This is a genomic window from Nocardia sp. A7, assembly GCF_046549215.1.
Taxonomy (GTDB): domain Bacteria; phylum Actinomycetota; class Actinomycetes; order Mycobacteriales; family Mycobacteriaceae; genus Nocardia.
The window spans coordinates 1,324,844-1,340,350 of sequence record NZ_JAJPWE010000002.1 but is presented as its reverse complement, the minus strand read 5'-3'; the positions used below and the strand labels follow the sequence as shown (position 1 = coordinate 1,340,350).

At 67.5% G+C, this 15,507-nt stretch carries 14 protein-coding genes; 11 read left to right on the top strand and 3 right to left on the bottom strand.

Translation table 11 applies throughout. The features are described 5' to 3' along the window. Positions 1 to 86: 86 nt before the first annotated feature. Genes ACLJPD_RS17595 through ACLJPD_RS17580 form a run of 4 tightly spaced genes read left to right on the top strand, consistent with a single transcriptional unit; the run spans position 87 to position 4,374 of the window. Positions 87 to 1,364, top strand: coding sequence for an activator-dependent family glycosyltransferase (locus ACLJPD_RS17595; RefSeq protein WP_410873273.1), 1,278 nt, complete (start codon positions 87 to 89; stop codon positions 1,362 to 1,364). Next, a complete protein-coding gene (locus tag ACLJPD_RS17590) occupies positions 1,361 to 1,975 on the top strand; it encodes a dTDP-4-dehydrorhamnose 3,5-epimerase family protein (protein ID WP_410873272.1) in 615 nt (204 codons plus the stop codon). The genes ACLJPD_RS17595 and ACLJPD_RS17590 overlap by 4 nt, the downstream gene beginning before the upstream one ends. Further along, positions 1,965 to 2,909 (top strand): NAD-dependent epimerase/dehydratase family protein, encoded by a 945-nt coding sequence (locus tag ACLJPD_RS17585; protein WP_410873271.1) that lies wholly within the window; start codon positions 1,965 to 1,967, stop codon positions 2,907 to 2,909. The genes ACLJPD_RS17590 and ACLJPD_RS17585 overlap by 11 nt, the downstream gene beginning before the upstream one ends. Before the next feature lie 22 nt (positions 2,910 to 2,931). Continuing rightward, positions 2,932 to 4,374 (top strand): NDP-hexose 2,3-dehydratase family protein, encoded by a 1,443-nt coding sequence (locus ACLJPD_RS17580; protein ID WP_410873270.1) that lies wholly within the window; start codon positions 2,932 to 2,934, stop codon positions 4,372 to 4,374. On the opposite strand, the gene ACLJPD_RS17575 is transcribed toward ACLJPD_RS17580, so the two are convergent. Beyond that, a complete protein-coding gene (locus ACLJPD_RS17575) occupies positions 4,375 to 5,826 on the bottom strand; it encodes an alpha-L-fucosidase (RefSeq protein WP_410873269.1) in 1,452 nt (483 codons plus the stop codon). Positions 5,827 to 6,173: 347 nt separating this feature from the next. On the opposite strand from ACLJPD_RS17575, the gene ACLJPD_RS17570 reads away from it, so the two are divergent. The 5 genes from ACLJPD_RS17570 to ACLJPD_RS17550 all read left to right on the top strand — a co-directional run bounded on the left by ACLJPD_RS17570 (position 6,174) and on the right by ACLJPD_RS17550 (position 12,453). Continuing rightward, positions 6,174 to 7,379, top strand: a complete 1,206-nt coding sequence (locus ACLJPD_RS17570) for a GNAT family N-acetyltransferase (RefSeq protein WP_410873268.1) — start codon at positions 6,174 to 6,176, stop codon at positions 7,377 to 7,379. A gap of 140 nt (positions 7,380 to 7,519) precedes the next feature. Beyond that, on the top strand, positions 7,520 to 9,829 hold the full coding sequence (locus ACLJPD_RS17565) for an ATP-binding cassette domain-containing protein (RefSeq protein WP_410873437.1): 2,310 nt from the start codon (positions 7,520 to 7,522) through the stop codon (positions 9,827 to 9,829). Further along, a complete protein-coding gene (locus ACLJPD_RS17560) occupies positions 9,826 to 10,413 on the top strand; it encodes a DUF308 domain-containing protein (protein WP_410873267.1) in 588 nt (195 codons plus the stop codon). Before ACLJPD_RS17565 ends, ACLJPD_RS17560 begins: the two co-directional genes overlap by 4 nt. Positions 10,414 to 10,629: 216 nt before the next feature. Beyond that, positions 10,630 to 12,051: a three-helix bundle dimerization domain-containing protein gene (locus tag ACLJPD_RS17555; protein ID WP_410873266.1), complete on the top strand. Its 1,422-nt coding sequence runs from the start codon at positions 10,630 to 10,632 to the stop codon at positions 12,049 to 12,051. 213 nt (positions 12,052 to 12,264) lie between these two features. Then, positions 12,265 to 12,453 (top strand): hypothetical protein, encoded by a 189-nt coding sequence (locus ACLJPD_RS17550; RefSeq protein WP_410873265.1) that lies wholly within the window; start codon positions 12,265 to 12,267, stop codon positions 12,451 to 12,453. Here the strand turns inward: ACLJPD_RS17550 and ACLJPD_RS17545 are convergent. Together ACLJPD_RS17545 and ACLJPD_RS17540 are read right to left on the bottom strand one after the other, a co-directional pair. After that, a complete protein-coding gene (locus ACLJPD_RS17545; RefSeq protein WP_410873264.1) occupies positions 12,450 to 12,887 on the bottom strand; it encodes a YybH family protein in 438 nt (145 codons plus the stop codon). The genes ACLJPD_RS17550 and ACLJPD_RS17545 overlap by 4 nt on opposite strands. 10 nt (positions 12,888 to 12,897) lie before the next feature. Next, the gene (locus ACLJPD_RS17540) at positions 12,898 to 13,533 is read right to left on the bottom strand and encodes an NADPH-dependent FMN reductase (protein ID WP_410873263.1); all 636 of its coding nucleotides are present in this window, start codon (positions 13,531 to 13,533) and stop codon (positions 12,898 to 12,900) included. Positions 13,534 to 13,664: 131 nt separating this feature from the next. Here ACLJPD_RS17540 and sigJ point away from each other — a divergent pair, with 131 nt between their 5' ends. Continuing rightward, positions 13,665 to 14,549: an RNA polymerase sigma factor SigJ gene (sigJ, locus tag ACLJPD_RS17535; protein WP_410873262.1), complete on the top strand. Its 885-nt coding sequence runs from the start codon at positions 13,665 to 13,667 to the stop codon at positions 14,547 to 14,549. A gap of 123 nt (positions 14,550 to 14,672) precedes the next feature. Further along, positions 14,673 to 15,500 (top strand): alpha/beta fold hydrolase, encoded by an 828-nt coding sequence (locus ACLJPD_RS17530; protein ID WP_410873261.1) that lies wholly within the window; start codon positions 14,673 to 14,675, stop codon positions 15,498 to 15,500. The last annotated feature ends 7 nt before the right edge of the window (positions 15,501 to 15,507 follow it).

Sequence of the window (15,507 nt, the reverse complement as noted above, 5' to 3'; positions counted from 1 at the left end):
CGCCCGGTGGGTGTAGCTGCGCTGAAATCGTCTGCCCGCCAATCAAAGCCCGTCCGCAGTACAACAGCCACGGAGGACCAATCCACATGCGCATCCTGTTCACCACCATCGCGGAGAATTCGCACATCCTCGCGCAGACGCCGATGGCATGGGCACTGAGCACGGCCGGGCACGATGTCCGCGTGGCCAGTGCGCCCGCCATGACCGAGCTGATCACCTCGGCTGGGCTGACCGCGGTGTCGGTCGGTGCCGATCACAATATGCACGAGTTGCTCGCCCAGCTGAGCCAGCAGGGCGCCGGTGCGATCGAGAACGAGCTGTCGGACTGGAGCGATCCGTTCGCCGACAAGCTCACCTGGACCCAGATCATGATGAAGTACCAGGTGGCGGTGCCGATGGCCCTGCAGCCGTACAACGATCCGATCGTGGAGGACCTGGTCGCCTTCGCCCGCGAATGGCAGCCCGACCTGGTGATCTGGGATCCGCTGACCTACGCGGGCGCGGTCGCCGCCACCGCCGTCGGCGCCGTGCACGCGCGCCTGATCTGGAACGTCGACATCTACTCGACCATGCGCGCGGCGTTCCTCGAACTGAAGGACCAGCAACCGCCCGCCGCCCAGGTCGATCCACTGGCGGACTGGCTGGGCAGGCAGCTGGCCGTCTACGGCGGCGAGTTCTCCGAGACTGTTCTCTCCGGCCACTTCACCATCGACCCGATCCCGTCGACCGTGCAGCTGCCGCTGGCCGTGGACCGCGTCCCGGTGCGCTACACCCCCTACAACGGACGCTCGGTGGTGCCCGCCTGGCTGCGCGAACAGCCGCAGCGCCCGCGTATCGCGGTGACCTCGGGCAGCTCGTTCGAAGCCGCGCTCGGCGCGACCTTCCTGCCGTTCGGCGAGATCCTGGCCGGGCTCGCCGAGGTGGACGCGGAGATCATCGCCACGCTCAGCGAAGCGGAACAGGAAAAGCTCGGCCCGCTCCCGGCCAACGTCCGCGCGGTCGGTTTCGCGCCGATGCAGGTACTCCTGCCGACCTGCGCGGCGGTGGTCCACCACGGCGGTTTCGGTACCTGGTCCACCGCGGCGCTGCTCGGTGTGCCCCAGCTCATTCCGACGCTGCGGCACGGTGATCTGTGGCTGCGCGCCGGACGCACCGAGGAAGCGGGCGCCGGGCTGCGCCTGCACGCGCCGACCACCACCGCCGAGCAGGTCAGCACCGCGGTGCGGCGACTGCTCGACGAGCCGGAATTCGGCGCGGGCGCGGGGAAACTGCGCGCCGAGATCCTGTCCACACCGACGCCGAACAGCGCGGTCGCCGAGATCGAGCGCCTCGTCGGGCAGGCCCAGGCCGGGCTGAACCGGTGAAAGCGCGCAGGCTCGCGGTCGAGGGCGCGATCGAGTTCACCCCGCAGGTTCATCGGGACAACCGCGGCCTGTTCGTCTCACCGTTCCAGGAAGCGGAATTCCTGGCCGCCACCGGGCACTCCTTCACCGTCGCCCAGACCAACCACAGCAGATCGGCGCACGATGTGATCCGCGGCGTGCACTTCACCAGCACGCCGCCCGGTCAGGCCAAGTACGTGTACTGCCCCAAGGGGCGGGTGCGCGATCTGGTTCTCGATATCCGCGTCGGGTCGCCGACCTTCGGCGCGTGGGACGTGGTCGAACTCGATGAGGATTCGCTGCGCGCGGTGTATTTCCCGATCGGTGTCGGCCATGCCTTCCATGTGCTGGAACAGGATTCGGTGATGGCGTACATGGTCTCGACCAGCTACGTCGCCGAGCGCGAGATCGCGATCAACCCGTACGACCCGGCGCTCGGCCTGCCCTGGCCCGACAGCGCCGACGTGGTGGTGTCCGAGCGTGACCTCGTGGCGCCGACCCTGGCCGAGCTACAGGATCGCGGTCTACTGCCGGTCTACGCGGAATGCCTTGCGGCACAGCATGAGCAGGCCGGACACCACCATGTCGGTTGAGCGGCAGGACCCCGCCCCTCGGGTCGCCGTGCTCGGCGGCACCGGCAGCGTCGGGCGCCATGTGTGCGCCGAATTCGCCGGTGCGGGTTACGAAGTCATCGTGATCGCGCGCAAGCCGACGGCGGCGGTCGAGCGGTACCGCTTCGTACCGCTCGACATCGCGGGCGAGAACGTCGGGCGGATCACCGAGATCCTGACCGCCGAGCAGGTCGGGGTCGTGGTGAATGCCGCGGGCAGCTGGTCCAATTCACTCGATGAGCTGACCCGTGCGCACATCCAACTACTCGCCAACCTCGTGACCGCGCTCGCCGCCGTCACTCCAGCGCCGCGGCTCGTGCACATCGGCACCGTGCACGAGTACGGCGTCAAGGCCGCGGGCACGGTCCTCGACGAAACCGCCGAGCCGACGCCGGAGACCGATTTCGCGCGGACCAAATTCGCCGGCTCGACGCTGGCGCTCGACGCCGCCGCGGCGGGCGCCGTCGACGCCGTGGTGCTGCGGGTATCCAACGTGTACGGACCGGACCCGGCCGCCGCGAGCTTCCTCGGTTTCCTGGCGGCGAAACTGCCGACGGTGGACCCGGCGGTCGGCATCGAGCTCACCATCGCCGACGCCCGCCGCGACTACGTCGACAACCGCGATGTGGCCAGAGCCGTCCTGGCGGCAGCGCGGCACACCGGGCCGGGCCGGGTGTTCAACATCGGCAGCGGCGTCGCCACCCCGCTGCGCGAACTCGTCTACGGGCTCGCCGCCGCTGCCGGACTGCCTGCGACCGCGGTGCGTGAGCAGACCGCCGAGATCACCAGCAAGGGCGGTGACTGGACGTGTGTGGACGCCACCCTCGCCCACACCGAACTCGGCTGGCGCCCCCGGTACACCCCCGCGGAGTCGGTGCGCGCGCTGCTCGACGAACCATTCACCGCCAGCACATGATCGCAGAGAGGGGCTGACCGAAGTGTCTGGTCTCGTACGCACGAGCGATGTCAACCTGCCGATCCGAATCGCCGAATCGACCATGGCGTCCGCGCCGAACGCGGCGCGGATCGCCGAATTCGAAACGTGGTACGCCGACTGCGCCGCCCGCAACCCGACCACGGTGACCCCGGTGCCGCTGGCCGAGTTGAGCGACTGGTCGTTCGCGCCCGACACCGGCAACCTCGGGCACACCAGCGGAAAGTTCTTCCAGATCGAAGGTCTGGACGTGCGACAGCCGGGCGCCCGGATACCGCAGTGGACACAGCCGATCATCAATCAGCCCGAGATCGGCATCCTGGGCATCCTGATCAAGGAGATCGACGGCGAACTGCACTGCCTGATGCAGGCCAAGGTGGAACCCGGCAACTGCAACGGAATTCAGCTCTCACCGACCGTCCAGGCGACCCGCAGCAACTACACCCGCGTGCACAAGGGCAGGCCGGTGCCGTATCTCGAATACTTCACCGACACCGCCGCGCACCGGGTGATCTCCGACGTGCTGCAATCGGAACAAGGTTCCTGGTTCTACCAGAAGCGCAACCGAAACATGGTGGTCGAGGTGCGCGGCGACGTCGTCGTGCTGCCGGACTTCCACTGGATGCCGCTGAATCTGGTGCACCGCTTCCTCGCTTTCGAGAACATGGTGAACATGGACGCACGCACCGTGCTGTCCTGCCTGCCGTTCTCCGGCAAAGACCTGATGGCACTGCTGCCCACCGGCGGCACCGAGCTGCGGATGGCGTTGCTGCGCTCGTGCAGTGAGGAATCCGGCAGCCAGTACACCACCGACGCGATTCTGAGCTGGATCACCGACACACGCACCCGCGTCGAGACCACCGCCACCCGCATCCCGCTCGCCGCGGTCGAGCAGTGGGTGCGGTCGCCAACGGCGATCTCGCACGAAACCGGACTGTATTTCAGCATCATCGGCGTCGATGTCGCCGCCGCGGGACGCGAGGTGCGGCAGTGGTCGCAGCCGATGCTGAGCCCGGCGGGCGACAGCCTGGCGGCCTTTCTGGTGAAGCGGATCGATGGCGTGCTACACGTACTGGCCAACGCCCGGTTGGAACCCGGCTACCTCGACGCCGTCGAGTTGGCGCCGACGGTCCAGTGCACCGTGCTCAACTACGCGGACCTGCCGACCGCGGACCGACCACCGTTCTTGGACGAGGTGCTCAGCGCAGACCTCGCCCGGATCCGTTTCGACGCAACGCATTCGGAGGAGGGTGGGCGCTTCTATCATGCGCGGACCCGCTACCTCATCGTGGAGACCGACGACGAACTCGGCCCGCGGGACTATCCGGACCATCGCTGGCTGACGCTGAATCAACTCGTCGGTCTGCTGCGGCACAGCCACTACGTCAATGTGCAGGCACGCAGTCTGGTTGCCTGCCTGCACAGCCTGGTTGGCCGAGCCGGATAGCTACACCGTGAACGCCACCACGTGCGCCGGCGACCCGTCGAGTGGAGGCAGTTCGACCTCGACGTCCGAACCCGATACACGCCAGGGGATTTCGGTTTCGGAGGCCAGGACGTGGGCCCGGCTTCCGCCGACCGGGGTGATATTCGGGAACACGACCCGACCGGCGACCTCGTCGGCCAGGACGATCGCGAAGATATCGTCTCCGCGTCGGGTGAATCGCACCGGGACACCGTCGCTGGTCTCGGCGGGCGCGCCGGGCAGTGGCTCGGTGCCATAGACGGCGGCGCGGTTGGCTCGCAGCCAGGTGCCGAGTTCGAGCAGTGGGCGCTGCTGTACCTCGGGAATCCGGCCGCTGCCGTCGGGACCTACATTGATCAACAGGTTGCCGCCCCGGCCGAGCACGTCGGCGAACAGTCGCACGAGTTCGGGGCCCGAGAGCAGGTCGGCGGCCGTCTCGGCGGCATTGAAGCCGAACGATTCGCCGAGTCCCCTGGTCAGCTCCCAGCGTGCCGCGGGCGGGTTCTCCGGGACGGTGTACTCGTGCGTGCGGAAATCGGAGTGGATCTCGGGTTTGCGCACGGGCACCTTCTTGCCGAAGCGGTGCATCATGCGCAGTGCGAAGCCGAGCACATCGAGGTAGACCTCGCGCCCGAAACTGTTGTCGGGGAGATCGACCTGCTCCCACCGGTCGTTGACCACACCGTCGGGCACCGCCGCGTAGTAGTCGGCGAACAGTTGGTGTGGGTCGATCTCCTCGGGCATGCCCATGTCGTTCCACAGCACCGAGGGTTGGTAGCGGTTCACGAGTTCGCGCCACTGCGCCGCGACGTACGCGGCGTATTCGGGGCCGAGGGAGCTCTGCTCGAGGAGGTCCGTCATCGTCTCGATCGGCTGGTCGGTGAAAGTCCAGTCGATACCGCCGGCGTAGTACAGCCCCATTCGGAGCCCGCGACGGCGCACCGCGCTGCTCAGGTCGCCGACCAGGTCGCGCGGCGAGTGGAAGCCCGGCGGCATCTTGGGATTGGGCACCGTGGTCGGCCACAAGGGATACCCGTCCAGGTGGCGGGTCACCATCACTACGTACTCCGCGCCCACCGTGCTGAACAGTGTCGCCCACTCGTCGAAATCGACCTCGGCGGCGTTCGCCTCGAATTCGGCGCGGAAGTCGTAATAGGAGAAGTCCGCGCCGTAGGTCACCAGGTGGTGCCGGGCGGTCGCGGAGTCGGGGGTGCGGAGCGAGTTCAGGTACCACTCGGCGTAGGGGATGCCCGCTTTGTCGTCCTCGCCGGAGCTGAGATCAGCCATATAGGTGGCGAAATCGCCGTCGGTGTTCTCGGCGAAGGCGGGGACCGAGTAGAGACCCCAGTGGATGAATACGCCCAGCTTCGCATCGGAGAACCAGGGCGGTAGCGGCCGAGCGTCGAGCGATTTCTTGTCCGGCTGATTGCTCATCATGCGTCTCCTGGTCGATGAGCTGCCGGCTGCCGACCACTCATGCTTCCTACGCCTGGAACAGCGCGTGCGGTCATCACTGCGGACCCATCGTCTCAGGTCCGTCGCAGCTTCGACAACTCAACACGTGGCCAGGTGGTGTCTCCTGAAACAACTTTCGGTCGGATGGGGAAGCGACGGGTACTGGGATGATGAGCGAGTCGGCCGGCAGTATCGCACCGCGAACCGCTCATCTCGGAGCCGCGATTGCACCTCGGCGGCGATGAGTTCCAGGTGGTCGAGATCGGCGAGACCGACACGTCGAAAACCGGATGTGCTCGAGTGAGGCGGCGTGGCAGGGTACGGGGATGGCATCGGCGAAAAGTGTTTCCGTTCGTGCGGCTACGCAGGCGGATCTGGCGGCGATCACCGGGTTGCAGGAGGCCGGGTTCGGGATGCGGTACGGCGGTGACGAGGACGAGTTCCGGGGGGAGATCTTTCCGGTCGATCGGTCATTGGTGGCTGTCGAGGGTGACCGGATCGTCGGGCATACCGTGGACCGGACGATGACGGTGACCGTGCCGGGGGAGCGGACCGTGCGGGCTGCCGGTGTGTCGGGGGTGGCGGTGGCCTCGACGCATCGGCGACGCGGAATTCTGCGGGAGCTCTACACCGCCCAGCATGCGCGGACCGAGGCCGACGGGTTGCCGTTGACGATCTTCACCGCCAGTGAGGGCACGATCTACGGGCGGTTCGGGTACGAGGTGACCATTCTCGACACCTCCATCTCCATCGACACGCGGCGGTCCGAGTTCCGTTCCACCACACCGGATCCCGGCGGTGTCATCCTGGAGACACTGGCCGACGCCGCGCCGCGGATTCGGGAGATCTACGAACGCTGGCAGCAGGTGACGTCGGGGGCCCAGGATCGCCCGGATGCCAAGTGGGGCATGTTCTTCGCCGATGTGGAGCGTCACCGACAGGGTGCGACGTCGCTGTTCGTCCTGCTCCACGCCGACGGGTACGCGCTGTATCGGCGTTCCCGGCGCGAGGGCCGCGACATCTGCTCGGTGTGGGAATTCCGTGCCGTCACCCCCGACGCGCACGCCGCGCTGTGGCGGGTACTGCTCGGCATGGACCTCGTCGACACCGTGGAAGCCGAGATCGCCGACGACGATCCACTGGCCCACATGCTCACCGACCCGCGCGCGGTGCAGCTGACCCACCGCGGCGACGCACTGTGGGCGCGGGTCATGGACGTCCCCGCGGCACTGACCGCCCGTACCTACCGGGCCGACCTCGACACGGTACTGGCAGTGCACGACCCGTTCCGCAGTGCGGGCGGGAACTTCGCCCTGCGGATCCGCGACGGTGTCGCCGAGTGCGAGCCGACCACCCGCACCGCGACTGTCAGCCTCGACATCAACATTCTCGGCGCGCTCTACTTCGGCGGTCAGCGCGCGAGCACTTTCGCCGCCGCACACCGGATAAAGGTCGACGACCCGACGGTGCTGCGCGCGTTCGGCGAAGCGTTCACCGCTGACCGGGCACCACAATTGGGCTGGTTCTTCTGACCCACCCGACAACGGGCGCGTTCGGCCCGAGGCGCATCAGCTCGCGAGTACGGTAGGTAGCTGTGGATTCGCACGAGGTCGATTCTTCGGTTCGGGTGCGTGGCGCCCGGGTCCACAATCTGCGTGATGTCGACGCGGACATGCCCCGCAACGCCCTGGTCGCGTTCACGGGTATCTCGGGCTCGGGCAAATCGTCGTTGGCGTTCGGCACTCTCTACGCGGAATCGCAACGCCGGTACCTGGAGTCGGTCGCGCCGTATGCCCGACGATTGCTGAACCAGGTCGAAGCTCCCGATGTCGACACCGTGACCGGACTGCCGCCGACAGTGGCATTGGCCCAGCGCCGGTCCTCGCCGTCATCACGGTCCACCGTCGGCACCGTCACCGCGATCTCGAACACGTTGCGGCTGCTCATGTCTCGCGAGGGCGACTATCCCGATGCCCCGCCCAGAACCGGCCCTGGGCACTACCCGGAGGGCACCAACCGCCTCTACTCCGACGCGTTCTCCCCGAACACCGTCGAGGGCGCCTGCCCGCGCTGCCACGGACAGGGCGTCGTCCACGAAGCCACCGAGGCGTCGATGGTCCCCGACCCGTCGCGCAGCATCCGCGAGGGGGCGATCGCCTCGTGGCCCGGTGCCTGGCAGGGCAAGAACCTGCGTGATGTGCTGGGCGCGCTCGGCTACGACATCGACCGCCCGTGGCGTGAACTGTCACCGGCCGCGCGGCAGTGGATCCTGTTCACCGAGGAAAAGCCGGTCGTCACCGTGGAACCGGTACGCGAACCACATCGCATCCACCGCCCTTACCAGGGCACCTACACCGGTGCCCGACAGTTGCTGTTGCGCTCGCACGCCGAATCCAAGAGCGAGGCCACCCGGGCGCGCGCTGCCGAATACCTGCACACCACCGTCTGCGGGCTGTGCGACGGGCGCCGACTCAAACCCGAAGCGCTCGCGGTGACCTTCGCCGGGTTCACCATCACCGAGCTCGCCGACCTACCGCTGAGCGAGCTCGTCGAGGTGTTGCGGCCCTACACCCCCGGCACGACCGCGCTGGCCGTGCTCACCCAGGACCTCACCTCGCGCATCGATGTGCTGATCGAGCTCGGACTCGGCTACCTGAGCGTCGACCGGGAAAGCCCGACACTGTCCGGTGGTGAGCTCCAACGATTACGGTTGGCGGGGCAGTTGCGGTCGGGCCTGTTCGGCGTCGTCTACATTCTCGACGAACCATCGGCCGGACTGCACCCCGCCGACACCGCCGCACTGACGACAGTGCTGGACCGGCTCAAGAACTCGGGCAACAGTGTGTTCCTGGTCGAACACGATCTCGACGTCGTCCGCCACGCCGACTGGCTCATCGACATCGGCCCCGGGGCGGGCGTGCACGGCGGCAACGTGCTCTATGCCGGTGAAGTCGAGGGCCTGCGCGCGGTGGCCGAGTCGATCACCCGGCCCTACCTGTTCGACGAGATCGTGCGCCCACCACGCGCGGCCCGCACCCCGACCGGCGAGCTGCGATTACGCGCGATCACCAGCCACAATGTGCAAAACCTCGACATCGACATCCCCCTCGGCGTGTTCACCGCGATCACCGGCGTCTCCGGGTCGGGCAAATCGACTCTGCTGCACGCTGTTTCGACTACCGCCGCCGCCGACCCGGCCATCATGCGAGTCGTCGAGGTCGATCAGGCCCCGATCGGGCGCACCCCACGGTCGAACCTGGCCACCTACACCGGCCTGTTCGACACGGTGCGCAAACTCTTCGCCGCGACCGACGCCGCCACAGCCCGCGGATACGGCGTCGGCCGGTTCTCGTTCAATGTCGCGCAAGGACGCTGCCCGACCTGTCAGGGCGAGGGGTACATCACCGTGGAACTGCTGTTTCTGCCCAGCACCTACAGCCCGTGCCCGGCCTGCCACGGCGCGCGCTACAACCCCGAAACCCTCGAGATCACCTACCGTGACACCACCATCGCCGGGGTGCTCGACATGACCGTCGACCGGGCCGCGGAGTTCCTCGCCGACGTCGAAGTCGTGGCCCGCGCCCTGCGCACGCTGCGCGATGTCGGCCTTGGCTACCTGCGGCTCGGGCAACCGGCCACCGAATTGTCCGGCGGTGAAGCGCAACGGGTGAAGCTGGCCACCGAGTTGCAGCGAGCACGGCGCAACAACACTGTTTACCTGCTCGATGAACCAACAACCGGTCTACACCCGGCTGATACCGATATCCTGATGACACAACTGAATTCGCTTGTCGACAGCGGCGCCAGCGTGGTCGTCGTCGAACACGACATGACCGTTGTCGCCGGGGCCGACCACGTGATCGACATGGGGCCGGGCGGCGGTGGGCAGGGAGGCCGGATCGTGGCGCAGGGGACACCGGAACAGGTGGCGGACAATCCGGTCAGCCGGACTTCGCCCTATCTGGCGAGGCGACTGACATGAACGGCAGCGCTGATCGGACCCGGACTGCGACGCTCACCGCCGGTGGGTGTTCGTTCGTGCTCGGGGTGGCGTTGCTGTTGTGGCCGGGGCGCGACGAGAACACGTTGGCGATGCTGTTCGGGATGTCGCTGATCCTGAGCACCGCGGCGCAGGCCTATCTGGCGATGGTGGCGCGGATCGCGTTGCTGGTGCGGGTGCTGGTGCTGGTCGGTGCGGGGCTCACGGCGATATTGGCCTGGCTGGTCTTCAGCGGTGGCAATATCGAACTGCTGGCGCTGTGGATCGGGATCGGCTGGTCGGTGCGCGGCATCGTGCACGCGCTGGTCGCGGCGTGGGACCACACGATCGTCGACGGGTGGATACACGAAGTGTGCGGGCTCGTCACGACCGTGATCGGTTTCGCCATCATCGCGATCACGTTCCAGACGGTCACCGGGCTGGCCACGATGACCGGTGCCGGGTTGGTCGTGATCGGTGTCATGGAACTGCTCGCCGGTGGGCTCGGGCGGTTGGCCTGGGACGCGGCGCACGGAACAGCGACCGAGCAGTCGGCGCGGCCGATGCGCGCCGCAACCGAGTTGTAGTAGCGAATCACACACTGCGCGTACGACATTGGCGGTTCACGCGAAATCGCGGACAACGCGACATTGCGCGCAGCCGAGCGAGCGCTGAACTCTGCGTGCACCCTCGCTCGCGGCTGGGGCAACTGTGCTGCGCGACGGTAGCGTGGCCCGCGGCGTGCGCACGGGTGTTCGGCGCGCCGCTCCCCACAGCCCGATTGTGAGCCCAGGAGAATTGTGGTGTCGCGCGTAGTCCCCGGCATAGCTGCCGATGCCGTCCAGCGGGAAGAGCTGGCCATGCGGCGGATGACCGAGAGTTTGGTCGAAGACCTGTCCGAGAACGTCCCCGTCGATCAGGTGACGTCGGCGGTAGGCGCCGCGCACCATCGTTTCACCGACAAACCGATCCGGGACTTCGTGCCGATCCTGGTCGAACGGATCGTGCGCCGTGAACTCGCCGATCCCGATCCGACGGTGCGGGTCCCGGCCCCCACGGCCGCCGTGCGGGCCGCCGAGCTCATCGTGCGCGAGTCCGAGACCACCGAGGAGCGGACGAAGCGGCTGGTGAGCAGGCGTGCGGTGGTGCCGTTGTCGATCGGCGTGGGCGTGGTCGTCGTCGGCATCGTCGCCGGTGCGGTGCTGCTGCCCGGGAGCACCGAAGCGCCCGCGGCCACTGCCGCGGCACCGGCGACCGTGGTGCGCGGTGTCGTCGGGTCGGAGAAGATGTCGTTCTTCGGCGACGAGCGCGTGGTGAAGGTGCTCGCCGACAACGGTATTCGGGTGGAGGTCGAACCGGCCGGTTCGCGGCAGATCGCGACCACCGTCGACCTCGGTGCCTTCGATTTCGCGTTCCCGTCGAGCATTCCGGCCGCGGAGCGCATCCAGCGGCAGCGCAACATCACCACCAAGTACACACCGTTCTCCTCGCCGATCGCCATCGCCACCTACCGGCCGATCGCGGACCTGCTGACCACGGCCGGGGTGATCAAGCCCGGTCCGGTCGCGACGTTCGACATGAACAAGTACCTGGAGTTGGCCGGGACCGGGGTGCAGTGGGACGACCTGCCCGGCAACAGCACCTACCCGGTCGCCAAGAACATCCTGGTCTCCACCACCGACCCGCGCAGCTCCAACTCCGCGGCGATGTATCTGTCGATCGCCAGCTACGTCGCCAACGACCACACGATCGTGCGCGGCGCCACCGCCGAACAGCACGTGTTGCCCGCGCTGTCGAAACTGTTCCTCGCCCAGGGTTACACCGATAACAGCAGTGAAGGCCCGTTCAACCAGTACCTCACCAACGGCATGGGCCCGACCCCGCTGGTGTGCATCTACGAAGCGCAGTTCGTCGAAGCCGCAGGCAACGGCCGGATCAAGCCGGACATGGTTTTGACGTATCCGAGCCCGACGGTCCTGTCGAGCCACACCCTCGTGCCCCTGACCGGCACCGGCGACCAGATCGGCAAGCTCCTCACGACAAACCCCGACCTGCGCCGCCTCGCCGCCGAACACGGCTTCCGCACCGGCGATGCCGCCCAGTTCACCGCGATTGCGGCCGAACGCTCGGTCCCCGTCGCCGCCGACCTGATCGACGTGGTCGACGTCCCCGCCTACGACACCCTCGAACACCTTCTCGACGGGGTCGCCAACTCCTACAACTGAACTCCGCCCACACGAATGCCGCGCAGCTCATCGCTGCGCGGCATTCGTGTTCGGTCGATGTCGGCGTGTGCTCGGTGCGGCGATCACCGATCAGGGCTTGACACCAGTTCAGTGCACGACTGTACACTCAGCTGTGTCAGGTATTCGAGCTGGCCTGCACTGCGAATGGAGTCCCACGAGATGGATCAACCCGATCACGGTCGAGAACCAGGCGTGAGCTATCAGAAGGAACTGATCGACGAGTTGTCGTTCGCGGCGCGCCGCACCGGCACCGCCATTGCCGGGATTCTGACCGATGCCGGCCGCAAGAGCGCTCGTGAGGTCGTCGATCTGGTGCACGAGGGGCGCGAACTGCTCGCCGGGACCCTGCGTGCTCGGGCCGACGAACTGCGCCGCCGCTAGGAGCCTGCCCGGTTCGGCTCCAGATCCACCACACCGGTGCCGCTCTGGATGTCGAGCGGCACCGACACCTGATCGTGGGCGATCAACCAGGTGCCCTCGATCTTGCGCAGGCCAAACGTCGCCCGGACCCACATCCCGCTCGTCGCGGCCCCGTTCCTCGAAGTGCCGCTGAGTCGAGCGAAGGCGTGCCCGAATGCCACCTCATCGCCCACGGTGAACCTCAGGTCGCGGACCTCATAGGTGATCTCCTCGAAGAACGCGAATACTCTCGCCCAGTTCTCGAGTTTCGCCGCGATCCCGACGTGCTGCAGCGGCGGCTCGATGTCGGAGGATACGACGTCGGTGGTGTAGAGCTGTCGCACTGCGCCGAGATCCTTGGCTCGCAGGCCGGCGGCCAATCTGCCGATTTGCCGGCGAATCTCGATTTCGTCCACCTCGACAGGGTCAGTGGGTGCCGGAAAGGTGTCTGGCGTCGTCGTCATGATGGGTCCCTTCGGAGTGGATGTTCGGGCTGTCGGTGGCGGGTCGGCGCAGCGGAGCCAGGGCGGTGCTCCATGCGATGAGCTGATCCAGTAGCACCGTCAGGGCGGCGCCATGGTGGTCACGCGGTGTGAAGCTGGTGTAGTTCTCGAAGTCGGTGAGCACCGAGATCTCCACCTGGCGGCTCACATCGGCCATGCCCAACGTGCTGCAGACCATCCGCAGCTGCATCACCGCGCGCCCGCCGCCGCCCGCGCCGTAGGAAACGAATCCGACCGCCTTGTCGGCCCATTCCGCGCACAGGTGGTCGATGGCGTTCTTGAGTACGCCGGGTGCGCCGCCGTTGTACTCCGGCGTCACCACCACGAAGCCGTCGAACGGGGCGATCCGCGCGGCCCAGGCGCGAGTGTGCGCGTGCACGGACGGCCCGTGCATCGGCGCCAGCGCTTCGTCCAGATGCGGCAGGGCGTGGTCACGCAGATCGATCAGTTCGAACTCGGCGTCGCCGCGTTGCGATGCCGAATCCAGAACCCACTGGGCGACCTGCGGCCCGTTGCGGTTGGGCCGGGTACTGCCGAGGATGATGCCGATTCTGATCATGTCCAGAACTCCTGGTTTGCGGAAAGTGTCACGATCCTTCGACGACACAGCCACCTGATTTGTCAGGCCGCCTCACATATCGGGTCGCTGAATCGTCGATTCCGGTGAGACACCCACCGAAGGAGCCGACCATGACCGACCCGCACCCGCCCTTCGGTGAGCGCCGCCCACTGACCAACCTCGCCTATCGGCTGCTCGGCTCCCTGGCCGATGCCGAGGACGTGGTGCAGGAGACCTACGCGCGCTGGTACACACTGTCCGAGCGCCAGCGCCAGGAGGTGGCCGCGCCCGGCGCGTGGTTGACAACGGTCGCCAGCCGGATCTGTCTCGATCTGCTCGGCTCGGCGCGTGCCCGGCGGGAACGCTATGTGGGCGAATGGATTCCGGAACCGGTACCCGGCCGATCCGACCAGCTCGGCGGGTCGACTCCGACAGATCCAGCCGACCGGGTCACCCTCGACGAGTCGATCAGCATGGCCTTTCTCGTCGTGCTCGATTCCATGACACCGGCCGAGCGGGTGGCATTCGTCCTGCACGACGTCTTTCGCTACTCGTTCGCCGAGGTCGCCGACATCGTCGGGCGCACCCCCGCGGCCTGCCGCCAGCTCGCCTCCAGTGCCCGCCGCCGCGTCGACACCTCGCGTGGCCCGTCGAGCACCGAGCGCGCCGAGCTAGTCCTGGCCTTCAAACGTGCGTGGGAGACGATGGACATCGAGGCGATGATCGGGCTGCTCGACCCGCAGGCGATCGCGACGGCCGACGGGGGTGGTCTGGCACCGGCCTTCCGTGAGCCCATTTACGGTGGCGAGCAGATCGCCGAACTCTGGATGGAAATCGCCAACCGCGGCCAGGCCCTGACCGTGCTGGAGCGTACGGTCAACGGCCAGCCCGGCCTGGTCGCACAGCTCGACGGCGCCATTGTCTCGGTCTATGCCTTCGACATCGCAGACGGGCGGATCACCCGCATCTGGGCGATCCGCAACCCGGAGAAACTGCGGCCATGGACCGCCGACTGAACCGCACGGCGGATGTGCCTCACCCGAGCCGGATCCGACATGGCACGCTGACCTAGCGATGAGTTCTCGCATCGGGCACCGTCTCTATGAGTGCTACCTGTAGCCGAAATCCGGGAGAGCCTCATGACCGCCAGTTCCGCCGTCACCACCGGCACCCTCGTGGTGCCGGACGCCCGCCTGTACTACGAGGTCCGCGGGGCGGGACCGCTGCTCGTGCTGGTCGGTGCCCCGATGAACGCCGCCTCGTTCGCCGCGACCGCCGAACATCTCGCCCCCACCAACACCGTCCTCACCACCGACCCGAGGGGCCATTGCGCCAGCCCCCTGGACAACCCTGACCAGGACTCGACGGTGCTCGCCCGTGCCGAGGACCTCGCCCGGCTCATCACCCACCTCGACGCGGGACCGGCCGTGGTGTTCGGATCCAGCGGTGGCGCCGTCTCCGCGCTGGCCCTGGCCCAGACCAACTCCGACCTGGTCACCACCGTGGTCGCCCACGAGCCGCCGCTGCGCGAACTGCTCCCCGATGCCGACGCCCAGCGTGCGCTCACCGAGGACATCGTCGCCACCTACGCCACCGGTGAGGTGATCGGCGCCTGGCGAAAGTTCTTCGCCCAGGCCGCGATTCCCATTCCGGACCCGATGCTCGAGCAGATCTTCGGCGGCGACCGCGACCCGCAACAGGTTGCCAGCGAACGTTTCTGGTTCGCCCACGAACTGGCCGCGACCACCGGCTGGGTGCCGGACCCGCCACTGCTGCGTTCGGTCCCCACCCGGGTGATCGTCGGGATCGGCGCCGAGTCCGCCGGCCAGTTCTGTGATCACACCGCGCGCGAACTGGCCTCGGCGCTCGGCGTCGAGCCGGTCCTGTTCCCCGGCGACCACACCGGATTCGTCAACGACCCCGCCACCTTCGCCGCCCGCCTGCAAGAAGTACTCGACGAGCCGTGAGCGTGGT

Bases quoted from the DNA above. Each gene is read 5' to 3' on its own strand.
- ACLJPD_RS17595 (WP_410873273.1), top strand. From the start codon at position 87: ATGCGCATCCTGTTCACCACCATCGCGGAGAATTCGCACATCCTCGCG.
- ACLJPD_RS17585 (WP_410873271.1), top strand. From the start codon at position 1,965: ATGTCGGTTGAGCGGCAGGACCCCGCCCCTCGGGTCGCCGTGCTCGGC.
- ACLJPD_RS17575 (WP_410873269.1), bottom strand. From the start codon at position 5,826: ATGAGCAATCAGCCGGACAAGAAATCGCTCGACGCTCGGCCGCTACCG.
- ACLJPD_RS17570 (WP_410873268.1), top strand. From the start codon at position 6,174: ATGGCATCGGCGAAAAGTGTTTCCGTTCGTGCGGCTACGCAGGCGGAT.
- ACLJPD_RS17565 (WP_410873437.1), top strand. From the start codon at position 7,520: ATGCCCCGCAACGCCCTGGTCGCGTTCACGGGTATCTCGGGCTCGGGC.
- ACLJPD_RS17560 (WP_410873267.1), top strand. From the start codon at position 9,826: ATGAACGGCAGCGCTGATCGGACCCGGACTGCGACGCTCACCGCCGGT.
- ACLJPD_RS17540 (WP_410873263.1), bottom strand. From the start codon at position 13,533: ATGATCAGAATCGGCATCATCCTCGGCAGTACCCGGCCCAACCGCAAC.
- sigJ (WP_410873262.1), top strand. From the start codon at position 13,665: ATGACCGACCCGCACCCGCCCTTCGGTGAGCGCCGCCCACTGACCAAC.
- ACLJPD_RS17530 (WP_410873261.1), top strand. From the start codon at position 14,673: ATGACCGCCAGTTCCGCCGTCACCACCGGCACCCTCGTGGTGCCGGAC.